This is a genomic window from Mycobacterium pseudokansasii (genome assembly GCF_900566075.1).
Classification (GTDB): domain Bacteria; phylum Actinomycetota; class Actinomycetes; order Mycobacteriales; family Mycobacteriaceae; genus Mycobacterium; species Mycobacterium pseudokansasii.
In genome coordinates, this window is the sequence record NZ_UPHU01000001.1 from 5660454 (window position 1) to 5678521 (window position 18068).

The following is an 18068-nucleotide window of genomic DNA, read 5'->3' on the forward strand; positions in this document are numbered from 1 at the left end:
CATGCCGATCGACGTCGAACTCGCACTGAATACCGAACTGGATCCGGTCGAATTCACTTGGGCCAGTAGCGACGTTCAGCTCTACCAACTGGCGCTGGGTGCCGGATCGGACCCGATGGACCCGCGCGAACTGCGTTACCTGGTCGACGACACCCCGCAGGTGCTGCCGACGTTCGCCACGGTGGCCGCCACCTTCCACGCCACCAAACCGCCCACCGTCCGGTTTCCCGGCATCGATATCGAACTGAGCAAGGTACTGCATGCCAGCGAACGGGTCGAAGTGCCTGGGCCGCTGCCGCCGTCGGGCTCCGCCCGGGCCGTCACCCGGTTCACCGATATCTGGGACAAGGGCAAGGCCGCGGTGATCTGGAGCGAGACGAGGGTGACCACACCCGACGGCGAACTGCTGTGGACGCAGAAACGGTCGATATACGCCCGCGGCGAGGGCGGATTCGGCGGCGACCGCGGCCCGTCAACCTCGGACACCCCGCCGGAGCGGGCACCCGATCTACAGGTCGCGATCCCGGTGCTGCCGCAGCAGGCGCTGCTCTACCGGCTGTGCGGAGACCGCAATCCACTGCACTCCGACCCCGAGTTCGCCGCTGCCGCGGGCTTTCCTGCGCCGATCCTGCACGGGCTGTGCACCTACGGCATGGCCTGCAAGGCCATCACCGATGCACTGCTCGACGCGGACGCCACGGCAGTGGCCGCCTACGGCGCCCGCTTCGCGGGCGTCGCGTACCCCGGCGAGACGCTGCAGGTCAACATGTGGAAAGAGCAGGGCCGCATCGTTGGCGGCGTTGTCGCGCCGTCGCGCGACAACGCCGTTGTGCTCAGCGGTATCGAGCTGGTGCCGCGACGCTGATCTCACTTCTTCACCCTTTCGCCCGGGCGTGACTGCAGCGTCACATTCGAGGCCGGGCGTGACTGCAGCGTCACGTTCGAGGCCGTGTGTGACTGCAGCGTCACGTTCGACGCGCACGGGCAGCGCGAACGCGGCGAAGAATCTCGGCGGGCCGGTCACCCGCGACCACCCTGACCACGGTCCAGCCGCGACGTTCGACCAATTCCAGCCGTCGAACATCCCAGGTGTACTGTCGCCTATCAGTGCGATGTTGCTCGCCGTCGTACTCGACCGCGACTTTGATGTCCTCCCAACCCATATCGAGGTAGGCAATAACATCGCCGAACTCATTGAGCACCGGAATTTGCGTTTGTGGCCGCGGTAACCCTCCCTGCACCAATACCAACCGCAGCCACGTTTCCTTAGGAGATTGCGCGCCCGCGTCGATCAGATCCAGCGAGAAACGAGCACGCTCCAGTCCACGACGCGCACGGTGGCGAGCTGCGAGCAACTCCACATCGGCCAGCTTGAACTCGGTCGCGCGGGCAAGGGCATCGAGAGCGCCGACCGCTGTTGTCGTTGGGTGCCAGCACCCGAGGTCCAGGGCAGTACGAGCAGGCGTCGTAACCGGAATGCCGTCGATCGGTTGGATCTCGTCGTCGTCCAGCCGGTCGCCCCAGATCTGCAAGCCCGGCAGCCGGTGACGGTTGTCATGAATCATGTCCACCGGCCGGTCCTCGTCCACCCAGCTACTGCCATGCAAAGCCGCGGCGGTGAAACCCGCGATGACCCCACGGCGTCTCGACCAGAGCCAGGCCGCACGTGCCCGTACCGCCTGCGTAAGCCCGGTTCCTTCGCTGACGTAAACATCGCGAAACACCCTTGTATAGCGACGCCGCAACTGGCTAGCTGACGCGATGCCCGCCGCCACTGCCTCACTGCCGACAAAGGGTTCACCCATGAAACGAGCAGTGTGCCAACAACCACCGACACCGCCGCCAGCGTGACGCTGCAGTCACATTCGGACCCGAAAGTGACGGCAGCGTCACACCGCAAACCGCCCGGGCAGTGGGTCATCATGACAGCATCAGTTTTGATGCTATGATTGCATGATGCGTACCACCGTGACGCTGGATCCTGATGTCGTCGCTGCGCTACAGCGTGTGGCCCGTGAGCGGGGCTTGTCGTTCAAGGCAGTGCTGAACGACGCGGTGCGGCGGGGATTGAGTGGTGAACCCACCCGTCGGCGCTATCGCACGCCGAGTCGCGACCTTGGACTGCGGGCGGGAGTCGACATCGACAAAGCGTTGGCGTTGGCCGCGGGGGACGAGGACGCGGAGATCTTGCGTAAGCTTGCGCTTCGCAAATGAAACTGCTCGACCTCAACATCCTCATCTATGCGATCGACCAGTCGTCGGCTCGTCACGAGGCGGCACGCGAGTGGCTGGATGACACGTTGTCGGATTCGGCCACCGTCGCTTTCGCCTGGCACGTCCTGGTCGGTTTCGTCCGGTTATCCACGCGCGCAGCGATATTTGAGCGGCCCTTGGCCGTCGACGAGTCCTTCGACGTCGTTGATGGATGGTTGGCCCAACCCTGTGTCACGGTCGTACATCCCACGGATCGCCACACAGTCGTCCTTCGCGGTTTGCTTACTCCGCTTGGCACGGCGGGAAATCTGACCAGCGACGCGCATCTGGCCGCTTTGGCTATCGAGCACGGCGCCGAACTGTGTTCCACCGATGTCGACTTCAGTCGCTTCTCCGGTGTGCGGTGGACCGATCCGATACAAACCTAGGCCCGCGCCAAACTGACCATCGGCTTTGGAGAACCTGGGTACCATCTCCTAGCTGTCCTGACGTTGTCGGGCCAACGCGGATTGGAGCGGCCGATGCCGTCGTATGTGATCGCAGTACCCGAGACTGTCGCCGTAGCGTCGGGGGACTTGGCCGGGATCGGTGAGGCGATCAAGGGGGCCGCCGCTGCGGCCGCGCCCTGGACGACGGGAACTGTCGCGGCGGCCGGCGACGAGGTGTCCGCGGCGATCGCGAGTCTTTTGGGCAGCTACGCCCAAGAGTTTCAGCAGCTGGCCGTCCAAACGTCGCGATTTCACACCGACTTTGTGCGTGCGTTGGCTGCGGCCGGGGCCGCGTATGCGGCCGCCGAGGCCGCGAATGTGTCGCCGCTGCGCGCACTGCTGCAAACGGCCGAGAGGCTGGGGATTTTCGCACCCGTTGAGCGGCTGATCGGACGTCCGCTGTTCGGTAACAGCGCCGGGACCAGCAATACCAGCGGGGCCGTCGGCGCAACCCAGCCCAGCACGCTGCTCGGCACGGGCACCAACGAAAGCCTGTCCGGTGCGGTGAACTACGCCGCCACCCAAGCCCTCGCCGCCCCGGCCACGAACGGGGTGACCGGGGTCAAGTCAGGGTTCTCGTTCCTGCAAATTCCGATCGGCCCGTCCCCCTTCCTGGGCATTACGATTCCTCAGTTCAACTACCCCGCCCCGGCACACTGGTACTTCCCGACCCAGGCGGACGGTTCGGTCAACGCCACCGGCACCATCTATCTGCAGCACGGCTTCGGGGCAATAGGCTGGTTCTACGAGCCGCTGGCCGTCCAGTTGGCGCAGCAGACCAACAGCGTCGTGGTCGTTCCCACCGTGCCGTCAATTCCGTTGCCGTTCGGCCTATGGATCGGCAGCCCGCAGATGCAGCAAGGCGTGGCCTCGTTGTTCCTCGGCAGCCAGACAGCGCTGAACATCAGTGCTAACCAAGCCGGTTACCTGGGCACGCTACCGCAGGATTTCATCCTGTCCGGACACTCTGCCGGCGGCGGGCTCGCCACGATCGCCGCGGGCGATTACCTCGCGAACCTCGGGACGGCCACCAACCACCTGAAGGGTGTGGTGATGTTCGACGGGGTCGCCAACAACGCCACGGCTTTTGGGGCTGCGGTAGCCAACCTGCAGTCGGCGAGCGTCCCGGTCTATGTGGTGGCCGCGCCGCCACAGCCGTGGAACGCCTTCGGTGGCACCACCAATCAACTGGTCAGCCTGTACCCGAACCAGTTCGTCGGGGTCGAGATTGTCAACGGTTCGCATGTCGACTCAATGCTGGGCGGAAACCCGATCATCGACTCCGCCGCCCAGCTGCTGACCGGGTTCTCCCCGCCCGGCGCCACCGCGGCGGTGTACACCCTGTCGTCGGGCTGGATCAACGACATCTATGCCGGGGCGACCCCGACCAGCCCGATGTACGGGATCTACGGGCCCACGGGCGGCTATGTGGCTCCCGGCGGCCAGGCGATCATCCTGGGCCAGGCCGCCGGCATCGTCCTGCCGGCCTAATCGACTGCAGCGCAGGTCTTTTTAGGCCATTAACCGAGAATCAGACCGGACGTCGGCACACCCGTCCCCGCGGTAACCAGGACATGCTCGACGTCGGGCACCGGGTTCACCGACGTGCCGCGCAGCTGCCGCACTCCTTCGGCGATGCCGTTCATTCCGTGGATGTAGGCCTCGCCGAGCTGGCCACCGTGGGTGTTGATCGGCAGCTGCCCACCCACCTCGATGGCGCCGTCGGCGATGAAGTCTTTGGCTTCGCCGCGGCCGCAGAACCCCAACTCCTCCAACTGAATCAGGGTGAACGGGGTGAAATGGTCGTACAGCACCGCGGTCTGGATGTCGGTGGGCTTCAAGCCGGATTGCGCCCACAGCTGCCGGCCCACCAAGCCCATCTCCGGCAGGCCGTCGAGTTCGGGCCGGTAGTAGCTGACCATCGTGTACTGGTCAGGGCTGGAGCCCTGTGAGGCCGCCTCGATGACCGCAGGGCGCTGCTTGAGATCCCGCGCCCGCTCAGCCGAGGTCACCACGATCGCGACCGCGCCATCGGTCTCCTGGCAACAGTCCAGCAACCGCAACGGCTCGGCGATCCACCGCGAATTCTGGTGGTCCTCAATGGTTATCGGCTTCTGGTAGAAGTAGGCTTTCGGATTGTTGGCAGCATGCTTGCGGTCGGCCACCGAGATCACGCCGAAGTCCCGGCTGGTCGCACCGGACAGGTGCATGTAGCGCCTGGCGATCATGGCGACCTGGGCCGCCGGTGTCGAAAGCCCGTGCGGATACGAGAATGAATTGTCCGCTGCCGTCGAATCAGCCTGCGCCCCCGCAGTTCCCACCAGCCGAGTCTGCACCTGGCCGAACCGCATGCCGGACCGCTCGTTGAATGCCCGGTACGCCACCACCACATCGGCCACGCCGGTCGCGACGGCCATCGCCGCGTGCTGGATGGTCGCGCAGGCGGCGCCGCCGCCGTAGTGGATCTTGGAAAAGAACTTCAGCTCACCGATACCCACCGCGCGTGCAACCGCGATCTCGGTATTCGTGTCCATCGTGAACGTGGTCAGTCCGTCGACGTCGGCAGGGCTCAAACCGGCGTCGTCCAGCGCATCCAGCACCGCCTCGGCCGCCAACCGCAGCTCACTTCGGCCGGAGTCCTTCGAGAAGTCGGTGGCGCCGATGCCGACGACGGCGGCTTTACCGGACAACACTACGCATCCCCCATCGTCAGCTTCACCGTAGCGATCACATGATCGCCAAGGCTGTTGCGGCCCAACACCTTCACCGTGACCACGCCGTCGTCGACAGCAGTCACCTCACCGGCGAACGTCACCGTGTCGTCGGCGTACCACGGCACCCCGAGCCGCAACCCGATCGACTTGATCAGCGCCGACGGCCCCGCCCAGTCGGTGACGTAACGCTGCACCAGCCCGGTATCGGTGAGGATGTTGACGAAGATGTCCTTCGACCCTTTGGCCTGTGCTTTGTCGCGGTCATGGTGTACATCCTGAAAGTCCCGGGTGGCCAACGCTGTCGAGATGATGAACGTGGGATCGCCATACAGTTTCAGCTCGGGCAGCTGCGTGCCCACAGCCACAACCGGCGCGCTCATGCGTCCGGCTCCCAGGCGTACAGGGTCCACTCCGGGCCGGAGTCACCAGCTGGGAAATCGATATACGTCGCGCGAACCGGCATTCCGATCTCCACTCGTGACGGGTCGACGTTGCGCAGCTCACCCAGCATGCGCACGCCTCCCTCGAGCTCAACCAGCGCGATCACGAAAGGCACTGTGCGGCCGGGCACCTTGGGTGCGTGGTGCACCACGAAGCTGAACACCGTGCCACGACCGCTGGACACTGCGTAGTCGATCGACGCGGAAGGCTCCTGCCACACCGCCGGAACCGGCGGATGCTGCAGGCTGCCGTCGGGCCGCCGTTGGATGCGCAACTCGTGAGCCGCAACGCCTTCCCAGAAGAACGCAGTGTCGCGCGACAACGACGGCCGCATCATCGCATCGGGATCCAGATCTTCGGGGACCGCGACGCCAACCGACGCAGCTGGCCTGAATTTCAAGATACGCCAATCCATCTCGGCGACGTCCTCGTCGCCGACGCGCCAGACGGTGTGCTGGTTGACGAACCAGCCTTCCCCGAGCGCGGTCTGCTTGGGCCCGACAACGTCACCCAGTTCGGCGGTGATGGTGACCTGCTCGCCCGGGCGTAGGTACCGGTGATAGGTCTGCTCACAGTTGGTGGCCACCACGCCGATATAGCCGGCGTCGTCGAACAGCTTCATGACCGGACCCAGCGGGTCGTCCTTGGGTCGTTGCCCGCCAAGCCCGTACATCGTCCAGACCTGAATCATCGCCGGGGGCGCGACAATCCCCGGATGGCCGACGGCCCGAGCGGCGTCGTCATCGACGTAGATGGGGTTGCGGTCGCCGATGGCCTCCACCCAGTTGTTGATCATCGGCTGGTTCACCGGGTCCCGGGCGGCGCGCGGCTTACTGCTGCCGGCCGCCTTGATCTGCGTGATGGCTTCCCGGATATCGGTCATCGAGGCACCCTCGGCACTTTGAGGCCGGAGGCGGCGATCATCTCCCGCATGACTTCGTTGACGCCACCGCCGAAGGTGATCACCAGATTGCGTTTGGTCTGCGAGTCCAGCCACTCGAGCAGCTCGGCCGTGTCCGGATCGGCCGGGTTCCCGTATTTGCCGACGATCTCTTCGGCGAGTCGACCGATGCGCTGAACACGTTCGGTACCAAAGACTTTCGTCGCCGCGGCATCGGCCACGTTGATGTCCTCACCGGCAGCCGCCACCTGCCAATTCAGTAACTCGTTGATCCGCCAGGTCGCGTGGATCTCGCCGAGCGCCCGCTTGACATCGTCGTGATCGATCGGTGCGACACCGTTGACGCCCGGCTTGCACGCCCAAGCACGCACCCGGTCGTAGATGCTGGCGAAGCGGCCGGCCGGGCCCAGCATCACCCTCTCGTTGTTGAGCTGGGTGGTGATCAGCCGCCAGCCGCCGTTCTCCTCACCGACGAGCATGTCGACGGGCACCCGTACGTCGTTGTAGTAGGTGGCGTTGGTGTGGTGGGCTCCATCGGACAGGATGATCGGCGTCCACGAGTAGCCGGGGTCCTTGGTGTCGACGATGAGAATCGAAATCCCTTTGTGTTTAACGGCTTCGGGGTCGGTCCGACATGCCAGCCAGATGTAATCGGCGTCATGGGCTCCGGTGGTGAAGATCTTCTGGCCGTCGACGATATACTCGTCGCCCTGACGCACGGCCGTTGTCCGCAACGACGCCAGGTCGGTGCCGGCTTCGGGTTCGGTGTAGCCGATCGCGAAGTGCACCTCACCGGCCAGGATCGCCGGCAGGAACTTCTGCTTCTGCATCTCGCTGCCGTACACCTGCAGGGTGGGTCCGACGGTCTGCAACGTCACCGCGGGCAGCGGCACGTCGGCCCGATGCGCCTCGTTGACGAAGATCTGCTGCTCTATCGGACCAAATCCACGACCGCCGAACTCCTTTGGCCACCCGACGCCGAGCATGCCGTCGCGGCCCATCCGCCGGATCACGGCGCGATACGCGGCGCCATGGCGGTCCTTCTCCATCTCCTTGGCCTCGTCGGGCGAGATCAACGTCGAAAAGTATTGCCGTATCTCGGCTTGCAGCTGCCGCTGCTCCGGAGTCAAGTCTATGAACATTGCGCCCGGGCCATCTGCGTGGCGACCCGCCGCCCCCGGCTGCGCCGCGCTCGGCTGCGCCGTGCCCGGCTGCGCCGCGCTCGCGATCCCCACGAGCTCGAGACGATGCGACGGCCCACCCAGCAACCGGGTCAGGTCTTTGATCGTGGAGTAATACCGGTGCATCGGATAAGTGATGTCCATTCCCATACCCCCGTGCAGGTGATGACAGATCTGCATCACCGGCGGCGCCTGAGACGTTAACCAATATCCGAGCACGTCGAGGTCGTCATCGGCGTCACGACCTTCAGCCAGCCGCCAGTTCACCGACTTGGCCGCCAAATCGATGGTGCGCGAGGCGATATAGACCTCGGCGAGCTGCGCGGCCACGGTCTGGAAGGTGGACAGTGGCTTGCCGAACTGCTTCCGGTTGGCCACATAGTCGGCAGTAAGCCGCAACGCACCAGCCACCAGTCCGTCGGCATACGCACCCACCATCGCCAAAGCCAGCTGGTTGATCCGGTGCGCCGAAGAGCCCACCAGAACGTCGGATTCGGCAACCGCCACGTCGCTGAACGTCACCGTGTACTCATCGGAACCGTTCGACGTCGGCGTGCGCACCAGCTGCACCCCCTCGGCTGTCGGTGACACCACCACGACCGCATTGTCGGCGGTAACGACCATCCAGTCCGCCTGCCCGGCATACCCGACACCAATCTTGGTGCCCGACAACCTGCCGCCCACAAAACTGGTCGACGGCCGGTCGGGCAGCGGGGCGCCCGGCTCGTTGAGCGCCGCGGTCAACACCGCGCCCTTGGCGACCCCGGCCAGGTACCGGTCCTGCTGCTCATTGGTGGCCAGATCAAGCAACGCCACCACACCCAGACCCAGCGTTGCCAGCGCCGGTGTGACGGCACCGTGCCGCCCGGCTTCGGTCAGCACGGTCCCCACTTCGAGCAGCCCGACGCCGTCGCCGCCGAGCCGTTCCGGCACCGGCAACGCCGTCACTCCGCCGTCGACCAGCGCAGCCCAGGAGGTATCCCGCTGCAGCACCGACGTGACCACGTCGGCCACCGCCTGCTGTTCCGCGGTGAGATCGAAGTCCATTACCGCGCCGCGGAACTCGAGACGGCGCCCGCCACCGCACTGGGCTGTCTGGCAGCTACCGGGCACGTGCCGGCGTAGTCGACCTGCCAGTGCTTGATGCCGTTGAGCCAGCCCGACCGCAGCCGCTGCGGCGCCGAGATCGGCGTCAGGTCCGGCATGTGGTCGGCGATGGCGTTGAACATCAGGTTGATGGTCAGCCGGGCCAGGTTGGCCCCGATGCAGTAATGCGCGCCGGTGCCGCCGAAGCCCACGTGCGGGTTGGGGTTTCGCAAGATGTTGAACGTGTAGGGGTCGTCGAAGACCTCTTCGTCGAAGTTGGCCGAGCGGTAGAACATCACCACCCGCTGGCCCTTCTTGATCTGGACTCCGGATAGTTCGTAGTCCTGCAGCGCGGTCCGCTGGAAGCAGGTGACCGGAGTGGCCCAGCGCACGATCTCATCGGCGGCGGTCTCCGGACGCTCGTTCTTGTACAGCTCCCACTGGTCGGGGTGGTCCGCGAACGCCATCATGCCCTGGGTGATGGAATTGCGGCTGGTCTCGTTACCGGCGACCGCGAGCATCACCACGAAGAAACCGAACTCGTCGTCGGAGAGCTTTTCACCGTCGATGTCGGCCTGAATCAGCTGCGTCACGATGTCGTCGCCCGGATTCTTGGCCTTATCCTCGGCCATCTTCATCGCATAGCTGATCAGCTCCACCGAGGACGCCTTCGGGTCGACATGCGCGAATTCCGAGTCTTCGGTGCCGGTCATCTCGTTCGACCAGTGGAACAGCTTCCCGCGATCCTCCTGCGGCACACCCAGCAGACCCGCGATGGCCTGCAGCGGTAGCTCACAGGACACCTGCTCGACGAAGTCGCCGGAACCCTCGGCCGCTGCCGCTTTGGCAATCTTGTGAGCACGCTCGCTGAGTTCGGCTTCCAAGCGTCCGATCGCCCGCGGCGTGAACCCGCGGGAGATGATCTTGCGCAACCGGGTGTGATGGGGCGCGTCCTGGTTGAGCATGACGAACCGCTGCACCTCGATGTCCTCGCGCGCGATGTCGTTGTGGAACCGCGGGATCACGGTGTTCTCATAGCTGGAGAACACGTCGCTGTGCCGCGATACCTCCTTGACGTCCTTGAGCTTGGTGATCGCCCAGAAGCCGCCGTCGTGGTAGCCGCCGCCGTGGCCGGGTGCCTGCTCGTTCCACCAGATCGGAGCGGATGCCCGCAATTCGGCAAATTCGGCGACCGGCAGCCGCTCGGCGTAGATGTCGGGGTCGGTGAAATCGAACCCGGGTGGGAGATTGGGGCAGGGCACGGTGCTTCTCCTAACTGCAGTCTTCATTGACCAAGGTGCGCTAGCTTGCGCCAGGCGATCCCTGGACAACTAGTTGTCACTAGTTGTCCTAGTGATGCTCTCTTGCCAGTAAAACATGCCTCCACCGCAGACAAAAGGCACCGACGCATCGTCGCTTGTCATAGTAATGAAACGTGTTCTAGCCTGGCTCCATGGGTAACCCGGTAATCGTCGAGGCCACACGCAGCCCGATCGGCAAGCGAAATGGATGGCTGTCAGGTCTGCACGCCACCGAGCTGCTGGGAGCGGTGCAGAAGGCACTGGTGCGCAAGGCCGGGATTCAAGCGGGAGATGTCGAACAGGTCATCGGCGGCTGCGTGACCCAATTCGCGGAGCAATCCAACAACATCAGCCGCACCGCGTGGTTGACCGTCGGCTTGCCCGACCACGTCGGCGCCACCACAGTCGACTGCCAGTGCGGCAGCGGGCAGCAGGCCAATCACCTGATCGCCGGGCTGATCGCAGCGGGCGCGATCGACGTCGGCATCGCCTGCGGAATCGAGGCGATGAGCCGGGTCGGATTGGGGGCCAACGCGGGGCCGGACCGCAACTGGCGAGCGGAGTCGTGGGACATCGACATGCCCAACCAGTTCGAGGCCGCCGAGCGAATCGCCAAGCGACGGGGCATCACCCGCGAGGACATCGATGCCTTCGGGTTCGAGTCGCAGTTACGCGCCAAGCGCGCCTGGGACGAGAGCCGTTTCGACCGGGAGATCTCGCCCATCGAGGCGCCGGTGCTCGACGAGCAAAAGCAACCCACCAGCGAGCGCCATATGGTCGGCCGCGACCAAGGCCTGCGGGACACCACCATGGAGGGGCTGAGCCAGCTGAAACCGGTGCTGGAAGGCGGCATTCACACCGCGGGCACGTCATCGCAGATCTCCGACGGCGCGGCCGCAGTGTTGTGGATGGACGAAGACAAAGCCAAGGCGCTCGGCTTGAAGCCGCGCGCTCGGATCGTCAGCCAGGCGCTCGTCGGCGCCGAACCCTACTACCACCTGGACGGCCCGGTGCAGTCGACGGCGAAGGTCCTCGAAAAGGCCGGCATGAAGATGGGCGACATCGACATCACCGAGATCAACGAGGCGTTCGCTTCCGTGGTGCTGTCGTGGGCGCGGGTCCACGAGCCGGACATGGACCGGGTCAACGTCAACGGCGGCGCGATCGCATTGGGCCATCCGGTGGGGTGCACCGGCAGCCGGCTGATCACCACCGCATTGCACGAGCTGGAGCGGACGGACCAAAGCATCGCGCTGATCACCATGTGCGCCGGCGGTGCACTGTCCACCGGGACCATCATCGAGCGGATCTGATGACGGTCTCCGACGAAGACCGCATCGCCGCGGCGCAGGCCTACATCGACGCGCTGGTCAGCCATGATGCCGACAAGGTGCCGTTCGCGCCCGGCTGCACCCGGGTCGAGCAAGGTGTCAAGAACGGGTTTTCCGGCGCTCACCTGCGGCGCAGCCTCAACCGCGGACTTCAGTACCGGGTGATCGCCGATGCGACACCACCGGACTACCGCATCGTCGGTGACGAGGTGCACGCGACGTACGACGTGCTGACCAAGGCCGCGTTCGCCGGCCGTCGGATCGCCTCACGGGTCAACGAGACATTCGTGATTCCCGTCGACAGCGCCAGCGGGAAGGCCGAGATCGCGCACATCGTCGTGCGTTTTCGCCCATTCATTCAGCGGTAGCGCGCCCGTAGGATGTCCGTCATGCCGAAGTCGCCGCCGAGATATCTGAATTCGCCGTTCACCGACTTTCTGATCAAGTGGATGTCGCGCCTCAATACCTGGATGTACCGCCGCAACGGCGGCGAGGGCCTGGGCGGCACCTTCCAGAAGATCCCGGTTGCCCTGCTGACCACCACCGGCCGCAAGACCGGCCAGCCGCGGGTCAGTCCGCTGTACTTCCTGCGCGACGGCGACCGGGTGATTGTCGCCGCGTCCAAGGGCGGCGCCGACAGGAACCCGATGTGGTACCTCAACCTCAAGGCCAACCCTAAGGTTTCGGTGCAGATCAAAAAGGAAGTTCTCGATCTCACCGCGCGCGACGCCACGGACGAAGAGCGCGCCAAGTACTGGCGGCAGTTGGTGGACATGTACCCGACCTACCAGGACTATCAGTCCTGGACCGACCGGACCATTCCGATCGTGGTCTGCGAGCCGTAGCGACCCGGCGCTGGGGGCCGCATCGGCCGGTTGTCGCGTTGAGGTGGGCACGTTGGCAGTCCTCGCCGTGCCGACGACCACTGTGCCAGGTGTGACGGGTGCGCCTCCTGGTGCACGTCGTAGTCGCTTGCGACGCAGCAGTCCCCTCCGCCAAGGACATTCGTTCTGCCCAGCTACCCGCGACAACCGCAGTGGCGGGCGCCGTCACGGCGGGTGGACCGAGAACCCGGACTAGGGCCCTTTCGGCTGCAACCGACCGGCTACGTCAAACCGTCAAACCCGTTGACGCCCAACAGAGTTCCTCCCGTTCCACCGGTCCCTCCAGATCCCGTGGTCGGGCCCGTTCCGGCGTTGCCGCCGTTGCCACCGTTCCCGATCAGCCCGGCATTGCCGCCGTCACCGCCGTCCCCGCCGGTCGTCGTGCTGTCGCCGGCGGCGCCACCGGCACCACCGACACCCACCAGCCGCCCGCCGGTGCCACCGGTGCCACCGGTGCCGCCGTTGGTACTGCCAAACCCACCGGCTCCGCCAATACCGCCGCAGCCGAGTTGGCCGGCGTTGCCGCCGCCGCCCCCGGCTCCGCCGGTCGAGCCGCCGAAGCCGCCGGCCCCGCCAGGCCCGGCGCTGGAGAACAGCAGCCCCGCATCGCCGCCATGACCTGCGGCCCCGCCTTTGCCGCCCACGCCGACTCCGCCGGCACCACCGAGCCCGCCGCTGCCGAACAGCAGGCCGGCGTTGCCGGCGTCCCCACCGTGACCGCCGTTGACGGCGCCAACCCCGGCGACGCCACCGGCCCCGCCGGGGCCGCCGATCAGACCGGCGTTGCCGCCTGCTCCACCGGCACCCCCGGTGGCGTGGCCGAACGCGCCGGTCCCGCCGTTGCCGCCGCCGGCACCGACCAACCCGGCAAGCGATCCGGAGGCACCGCCCGTCCCACCGGCCCCGCCGATGCCGCCCAGGCTGAATCCACCGGCACCACCGGCCCCGCCAGCGCCCAACAGCCCCCCGACACCGCCGGCCCCGCCGGCCCCGCCGGCCTTGGTGGGCCCGAATCCCGTTGCGGGTCCGCCGGACCCGCCGACGCCCGCGTTACCCGAGAACCATCCGCCGGCTCCACCGGTCCCACCGGCCCCGCCGTTGCCGGTCGAGGAGCTTCCGCCGGCCCCACCGGCGCCTCCAGAGCCCAACAGCCCGCCGGCCCCGCCGGTCCCGCCGTCTTGGCCAATGTCCGCCGCGCCGGACCCGCCGGATCCGCCGTCGCCGAGCAACCACCCGCCCGGTGCACCGGCGACTCCGGTGCCCGGAGCCCCGTTGACGCCGTTGCCGATCAGCGGGCGCCCGGTCAGCGCCTCGGCAGGCGCATTGATCGCATTGAGCACAGCCTGTCGCACCGGCGGCAGTGGCGTGGCGGCATTCGGGCCGTTGGTCCCGTTGGCGCCCAACAGCAGTCCGGCGGGACCGCCGGCGCCGTTGCCGCCGAGGGTCGGGCCGGTCCCGCCGTTGCCGCCGTTGCCGCCGTTGCCGACCAGCACGGCATTGCCGCCGGCTCCGCCGTCGCCACCGGTCGTGCCGCCTTCGCCACCGGCCCCACCCGCGCCGCCGATACCTATCAGGCGGCCGGCGGTGCCGCCGTCGCCGCCATCACCGCCGGTGGTGCTGCCGTAGCCGCCGGCACCGCCGATGCCACCGCAACCCAGCAGTCCACCGACCCCGCCGGCTCCGCCGGCCCCGCCGATGCCACCACCACTGAACCCGCCGGCTCCGCCTGATCCGGCGCTGGAAAACAGCAGGCCGGCATTGCCGCCGCGCCCGCCCGCCCCGCCGTCGCCGACGGCGCTGAACCCGCCGTCCCCACCGATGCCGCCGCTGCCGAACAGGAAGCCGGCGTTACCGCCGTCCCCGCCGATCGCACCGGTGCCGGCCTTGAGGCTGCCGCCGGCGGCGCCGCCGGCGCCGCCGGGTCCGGCGAGCAGGCCCGCGTTGCCACCATGGCCTCCCGCACCCCCGGCCGTCATACCGAAGCCGCCGCCCCCGCCGTCCCCGCCGCCGGCGCCGACCAGTCCGGCAAGCAGCCCGCCGGCCCCACCGGCCCCACCGGCCCCGCCGTCACCGCCGTTGATACCAACGCTGGTTCCACCAGCACCGCCAGCCCCACCGGCACCCAGCAGGCCGCCGGCCCCGCCGATTCCGCCGATCCCGCCCGCACCGGCCTTCCCCGCCGCCGTTACGGCCGCTCCACCAGCGCCGCCCACACCCCCGTTGCCCGACAACCACCCGCCGGTCCCGCCGGCGCCGCCGGCCCCCGCGGCCTGACCGGCAAACGATGAGCTGCCGCCGGCCCCACCGGTCCCGCCGGAGCCCAGCAATCCGGCGGTCCCGCCCGCACCGCCGGCGCCCCCGGGCGTGGAAGCCGTCGCGGGCGCACCGGAGCCGCCGGCGCCGCCGTCACCGAGCAACCAGCCGCCCGGCGCCCCGTTGGCCCCGGTGCCCGGGGCACCGTTGGCGCCGTTGCCGATCAGCGGACGCCCGGTCAGCGCCTGGACCGGCACGTTGACAGCGGCAAGCAGTTGTGCCAGGGGCGAAGCGTTGGCCGCCTCGGCACCGGCATAGGCCGCCGCGCCCGCGGTCAACGCCTGCAGGAACTGCTGGTGAAACGCGGCAGCCTGCGCGCTCACCGCCTGGTAAGTCTGCGCGTGGCCGGAAAACAATGCCGCAATCGCGGCCGAGACCTCGTCCTCGGCCGCCGCCAAGATCCCCGTAGTATGGGCCGCTGCGGACATATCCGCGGCGGTGAGCGTCGTAGCGATACCGGCCAGATCCGTTGCGGCCGAATCCAGGATCTCGGGCACCGCGATCAAACTCGACATCTGAGACCTCCCGATGGGTCATGACATCCCTGCTGGTGTCCGAGCACCCGCGACATGGTCGGCAAAAACGCACCGTATCGCAGTTGAAAGCAGCACGTCCTGGACTTCGCCAGGATGTCCCGGCGTCTCGTAGGGCTGTTGGTCCCAGCGGACTATCGCGTGATGCAGACCGGGTGATTGTCGCCGCCTCCAAAGGACGCATCGTGAAAAGCGCGATCCAGGTGCAGATCAACATGGTGGTACTGCAGCCGCGAATAACTCAGTAGGTGAGTCCGGCCATCAACGGAAGCAACGCCAGGGGTGGAGAGGGCGTCTCCCCGGTCGCCGGCAGGAACGTGTACCGCGTCACCCGGCGCAACCCCAAATGCTGACTCTGCTTGTACGCAGCCGAGTTGACCGCTTCCCGGGGGAACAACAACGACTCGAGAAGCTCCGGCCTGAGCGACGGTCCCGGCTCGCCGCCAACCAACTGGCCCAGCACAACGGCCGCACTGTCACGCACCGGCCAGGGCCCATCGCCGTCACAGACCAGGTGAGCGAGCACGCTGTCGTCGGGCCCGAATACGGTCACATCGTCCTTCTTGCGGACAGTCTTGGCGATTTGCCGCCGGTCGGGATCACTGAGCGTCACTGGAGCCGGCTTCTCGTTGATCGAGCTGATCCGGGCCAAGACCGCGCCGCCCGCTCCGCACACCTCGACGTGGATGTCATTGCCAACATCCATGCCCGTCAAAGTCACGAGCTTCCAGAAGTTCTGTGCCGCCTTGCCGCCGCTGTGCACTCGGGCGGTACGGGCCAGCAGAACGTTGTCGGTTCCGCGGAGCTCCCACCGGTGGCCCAGCGGGGACGTGCCGGCGCAAAAGACGGCCGAGAGGCCGCTGGGCCGAGCCAACTCGCCGAGCGATCGTGCCACGGGTTCATCCATGCGAAGCAAAATAGCGTGGGGCCGGGCACGTGCGACCGGGAACGTGACGGTAAGAACTCCGGATGCGCCCGTCAGGCCCCGTAAACCGGAACCGGAGGCCGTGACTTCGCCAGCAGGTCGGCGACGACGGACCCCAACTCGGCGGGATCCCATCGCGCGCCCTTGTCGACCTGCGGGCCATGCGCCCAGCCCTCGGCGACCCGGATGATGCCTCCCTCGACCTCGAACACCTTTCCGGTCACGTCGCGGGATTCGGCGCTGCCCAGCCATACCACCAGCGGGGAGATGTTCTCCGGCGCCATCGCGTCGAAACCCTCCTCGGGCTTGGCCATCATCTCGGCAAAGACGGTCTCGGTCATGCGAGTACGGGCCGACGGTGCGATGGCGTTGACGGTGACGCCGTAGCGGCCCATCTCCGCGGCGCCGACGAGTGTGATGGCCGCGATGCCCGCCTTGGCGGCGCTGTAGTTGCCCTGCCCGACGCTGCCCTGCAGTCCCGCGCCGGAGCTGGTGTTAATGATCCGCGCCTCAACCGCTTTCCCCTCCTTGGACAGTCCCCGCCAATATGACGCGGCGTGCCGCATCGTGGCGAAGTGGCCCTTGAGGTGCACGGCGATGACGGCGTCGAACTCCTCCTCACTGGTGTTGGCCATCATGCGATCGCGCACGATGCCGGCGTTGTTCACCAAAACGTCGAGGCCACCGAAGGTTTCGACGGCGGTCCGGATCAGGCCGGCCGCCTGGTTCCAGTCCGAGACGTCGGATCCGTTGGCGACGGCTTCGCCACCGGCCGCGGTGATCTCGTCGACCACGCCCTGCGCCGCGCTGCCGCCGCTCGCGGGCGAACCGTCCAGCCCCACCCCGATGTCGTTGACCACCACGCGCGCGCCCTCGGCCGCGAAGGCCAGCGCATGCGCGCGACCGATACCGCCGCCCGCTCCGGTGACGATGACGACACGGCCGTCAACCAGGCCCATACCTTTGCTCCTTACTGGTTATTTGTTGGCGCTCGAGGCGGCCAGATACGGCGGCGGTTCGCCACCGCCGTGCACCTCCAGCGTGGCGCCGCTGATATACGAAGCCACATCGGACGTCAAGAACGCTGTGGCCCATCCGACATCGGTGGGCTTTGCCAGCCGGCCCAATGGCACGGTGGCCGCGACGCGGGCTACCGACTCGGCGTCTCCGTAGAACAGCTCGGATTGTTCGGTCTCGACCATGCCGACCACCACCGCGTTGACCCGGACCTGTGGAGCCCATTCCACTGCCAATGTGGCAGTGAGGTTTTCGAGCCCGGCCTTGGCCGCCCCGTATGCACCGGTACCCGGAGTGGGACGGCGACCGCTGACACTGCAGACGTTCACGATCGCCCCGCCGCGCTCCTGCTTTTGCATCAGCGCGTTAGCCAGCTGCGAAACAAGCAGCGGCGCAAGCACATTGAGCTCGAAAATCTTGCGGTGAAAATTGTGCGTGGCCTCGGCCGCCAGGGCGTACGGCGACCCTCCCGCGTTGTTGACCAACACGTCGAGGCGGCCGTGGCGTTCCGCGATGGCGCCCATCATCCGGCCCACCGAGTCCTCGTCGCGAATGTCGCAGGCGTGGAACTCATACGGCAGGCCTTCGACGACTCGTCGTGCACAGGTGATGACGGTCGCGCCCTGTTCGGCGAAGACCGCGCTGATGCCGGCGCCTACCCCACGAACGCCGCCGGTCACCAACACCACCCGCCCGGCCAGACCTAGATTGATTGCTTCTCCGGCCAGAGGGCCTCCTT

At 67.1% G+C, this 18068-nt stretch carries 17 protein-coding genes and 1 pseudogene; 7 read left to right on the forward strand and 11 right to left on the reverse strand.

The genetic code is table 11. The annotated features are described in order from the left end of the window. The first annotated feature begins 1 nt into the window (after position 1). Positions 2-865 (forward strand): MaoC/PaaZ C-terminal domain-containing protein, encoded by an 864-nt coding sequence (locus EET10_RS25560; RefSeq protein WP_063466888.1) that lies wholly within the window; start codon positions 2-4, stop codon positions 863-865. A 100-nt stretch (positions 866-965) separates the two neighbouring features. Here EET10_RS25560 and EET10_RS25565 read toward each other — a convergent pair whose 3' ends face one another. Continuing rightward, positions 966-1805, reverse strand: coding sequence for a hypothetical protein (locus tag EET10_RS25565; protein WP_122502593.1), 840 nt, complete (start codon positions 1803-1805; stop codon positions 966-968). Between the two features lie 151 nt (positions 1806-1956). Here EET10_RS25565 and EET10_RS25570 point away from each other — a divergent pair, with 151 nt between their 5' ends. From EET10_RS25570 to EET10_RS25580, 3 genes are all read left to right on the forward strand, one after another. Continuing rightward, positions 1957-2214, forward strand: a complete 258-nt coding sequence (locus EET10_RS25570) for a ribbon-helix-helix domain-containing protein (protein ID WP_099188552.1) — start codon at positions 1957-1959, stop codon at positions 2212-2214. Beyond that, positions 2211-2642 (forward strand): type II toxin-antitoxin system VapC family toxin, encoded by a 432-nt coding sequence (locus tag EET10_RS25575; RefSeq protein ID WP_122502594.1) that lies wholly within the window; start codon positions 2211-2213, stop codon positions 2640-2642. The genes EET10_RS25570 and EET10_RS25575 overlap by 4 nt, the downstream gene beginning before the upstream one ends. A 93-nt stretch (positions 2643-2735) precedes the next feature. Continuing rightward, the gene (locus EET10_RS25580) at positions 2736-4193 is read left to right on the forward strand and encodes a PE family protein (protein WP_122502595.1); all 1458 of its coding nucleotides are present in this window, start codon (positions 2736-2738) and stop codon (positions 4191-4193) included. Between the two features lie 29 nt (positions 4194-4222). Here EET10_RS25580 and EET10_RS25585 read toward each other — a convergent pair whose 3' ends face one another. From EET10_RS25585 to EET10_RS25605, 6 genes and pseudogenes are all read right to left on the reverse strand, one after another. Continuing rightward, positions 4223-5395 (reverse strand): lipid-transfer protein, encoded by a 1173-nt coding sequence (locus EET10_RS25585; protein ID WP_063466584.1) that lies wholly within the window; start codon positions 5393-5395, stop codon positions 4223-4225. Continuing rightward, positions 5395-5796, reverse strand: a complete 402-nt coding sequence (locus EET10_RS25590) for a MaoC family dehydratase (RefSeq protein WP_063466585.1) — start codon at positions 5794-5796, stop codon at positions 5395-5397. The genes EET10_RS25585 and EET10_RS25590 overlap by 1 nt, the downstream gene beginning before the upstream one ends. Then, complete coding sequence (locus EET10_RS25595; RefSeq protein ID WP_122502596.1) at positions 5793-6740, reverse strand: bifunctional MaoC family dehydratase N-terminal/OB-fold nucleic acid binding domain-containing protein; 948 nt, start codon at positions 6738-6740, stop codon at positions 5793-5795. Before EET10_RS25595 ends, EET10_RS25590 begins: the two co-directional genes overlap by 4 nt. Then, a complete protein-coding gene (gene fadE29 / locus EET10_RS31325; RefSeq protein WP_063466591.1) occupies positions 6737-7900 on the reverse strand; it encodes an acyl-CoA dehydrogenase FadE29 in 1164 nt (387 codons plus the stop codon). The genes EET10_RS25595 and fadE29 overlap by 4 nt, the downstream gene beginning before the upstream one ends. An 87-nt stretch (positions 7901-7987) precedes the next feature. Continuing rightward, positions 7988-8986 (reverse strand): annotated as a pseudogene (locus tag EET10_RS31330) (acyl-CoA dehydrogenase family protein); the annotation flags it as partial. Further along, positions 8986-10287, reverse strand: coding sequence for a cytochrome P450 (locus EET10_RS25605; RefSeq protein WP_063466587.1), 1302 nt, complete (start codon positions 10285-10287; stop codon positions 8986-8988). The gene EET10_RS25605 and the pseudogene EET10_RS31330, both read right to left, overlap by 1 nt. 191 nt (positions 10288-10478) lie before the next feature. Here EET10_RS25605 and EET10_RS25610 point away from each other — a divergent pair, with 191 nt between their 5' ends. Genes EET10_RS25610 through EET10_RS25620 form a run of 3 tightly spaced genes read left to right on the forward strand, consistent with a single transcriptional unit; the run spans position 10479 to position 12502 of the window. Beyond that, positions 10479-11639 (forward strand): steroid 3-ketoacyl-CoA thiolase, encoded by a 1161-nt coding sequence (locus EET10_RS25610; RefSeq protein ID WP_122502597.1) that lies wholly within the window; start codon positions 10479-10481, stop codon positions 11637-11639. After that, positions 11639-12025, forward strand: coding sequence for a DUF8021 domain-containing protein (locus EET10_RS25615; protein ID WP_063466589.1), 387 nt, complete (start codon positions 11639-11641; stop codon positions 12023-12025). Before EET10_RS25610 ends, EET10_RS25615 begins: the two co-directional genes overlap by 1 nt. 21 nt (positions 12026-12046) lie before the next feature. Next, positions 12047-12502, forward strand: a complete 456-nt coding sequence (locus EET10_RS25620) for a nitroreductase family deazaflavin-dependent oxidoreductase (protein ID WP_063466592.1) — start codon at positions 12047-12049, stop codon at positions 12500-12502. Positions 12503-12762: 260 nt separating this feature from the next. Here the strand turns inward: EET10_RS25620 and EET10_RS25625 are convergent, their stop codons facing one another. The 4 genes from EET10_RS25625 to EET10_RS25640 all read right to left on the reverse strand — a co-directional run bounded on the left by EET10_RS25625 (position 12763) and on the right by EET10_RS25640 (position 18057). Next, positions 12763-15369, reverse strand: a complete 2607-nt coding sequence (locus EET10_RS25625; protein ID WP_122502598.1) for a PE family protein — start codon at positions 15367-15369, stop codon at positions 12763-12765. A 259-nt stretch (positions 15370-15628) separates the two neighbouring features. Next, on the reverse strand, positions 15629-16294 hold the full coding sequence (locus tag EET10_RS25630) for a hypothetical protein (RefSeq protein ID WP_063466317.1): 666 nt from the start codon (positions 16292-16294) through the stop codon (positions 15629-15631). Positions 16295-16365: 71 nt separating this feature from the next. Continuing rightward, entirely contained in the window at positions 16366-17271 is a 906-nt protein-coding gene (locus tag EET10_RS25635) for an SDR family oxidoreductase (RefSeq protein ID WP_063466316.1), read from the reverse strand. A gap of 18 nt (positions 17272-17289) precedes the next feature. Beyond that, a complete protein-coding gene (locus EET10_RS25640; protein WP_099188554.1) occupies positions 17290-18057 on the reverse strand; it encodes an SDR family oxidoreductase in 768 nt (255 codons plus the stop codon). Between the last annotated feature and the right edge of the window lie 11 nt (positions 18058-18068).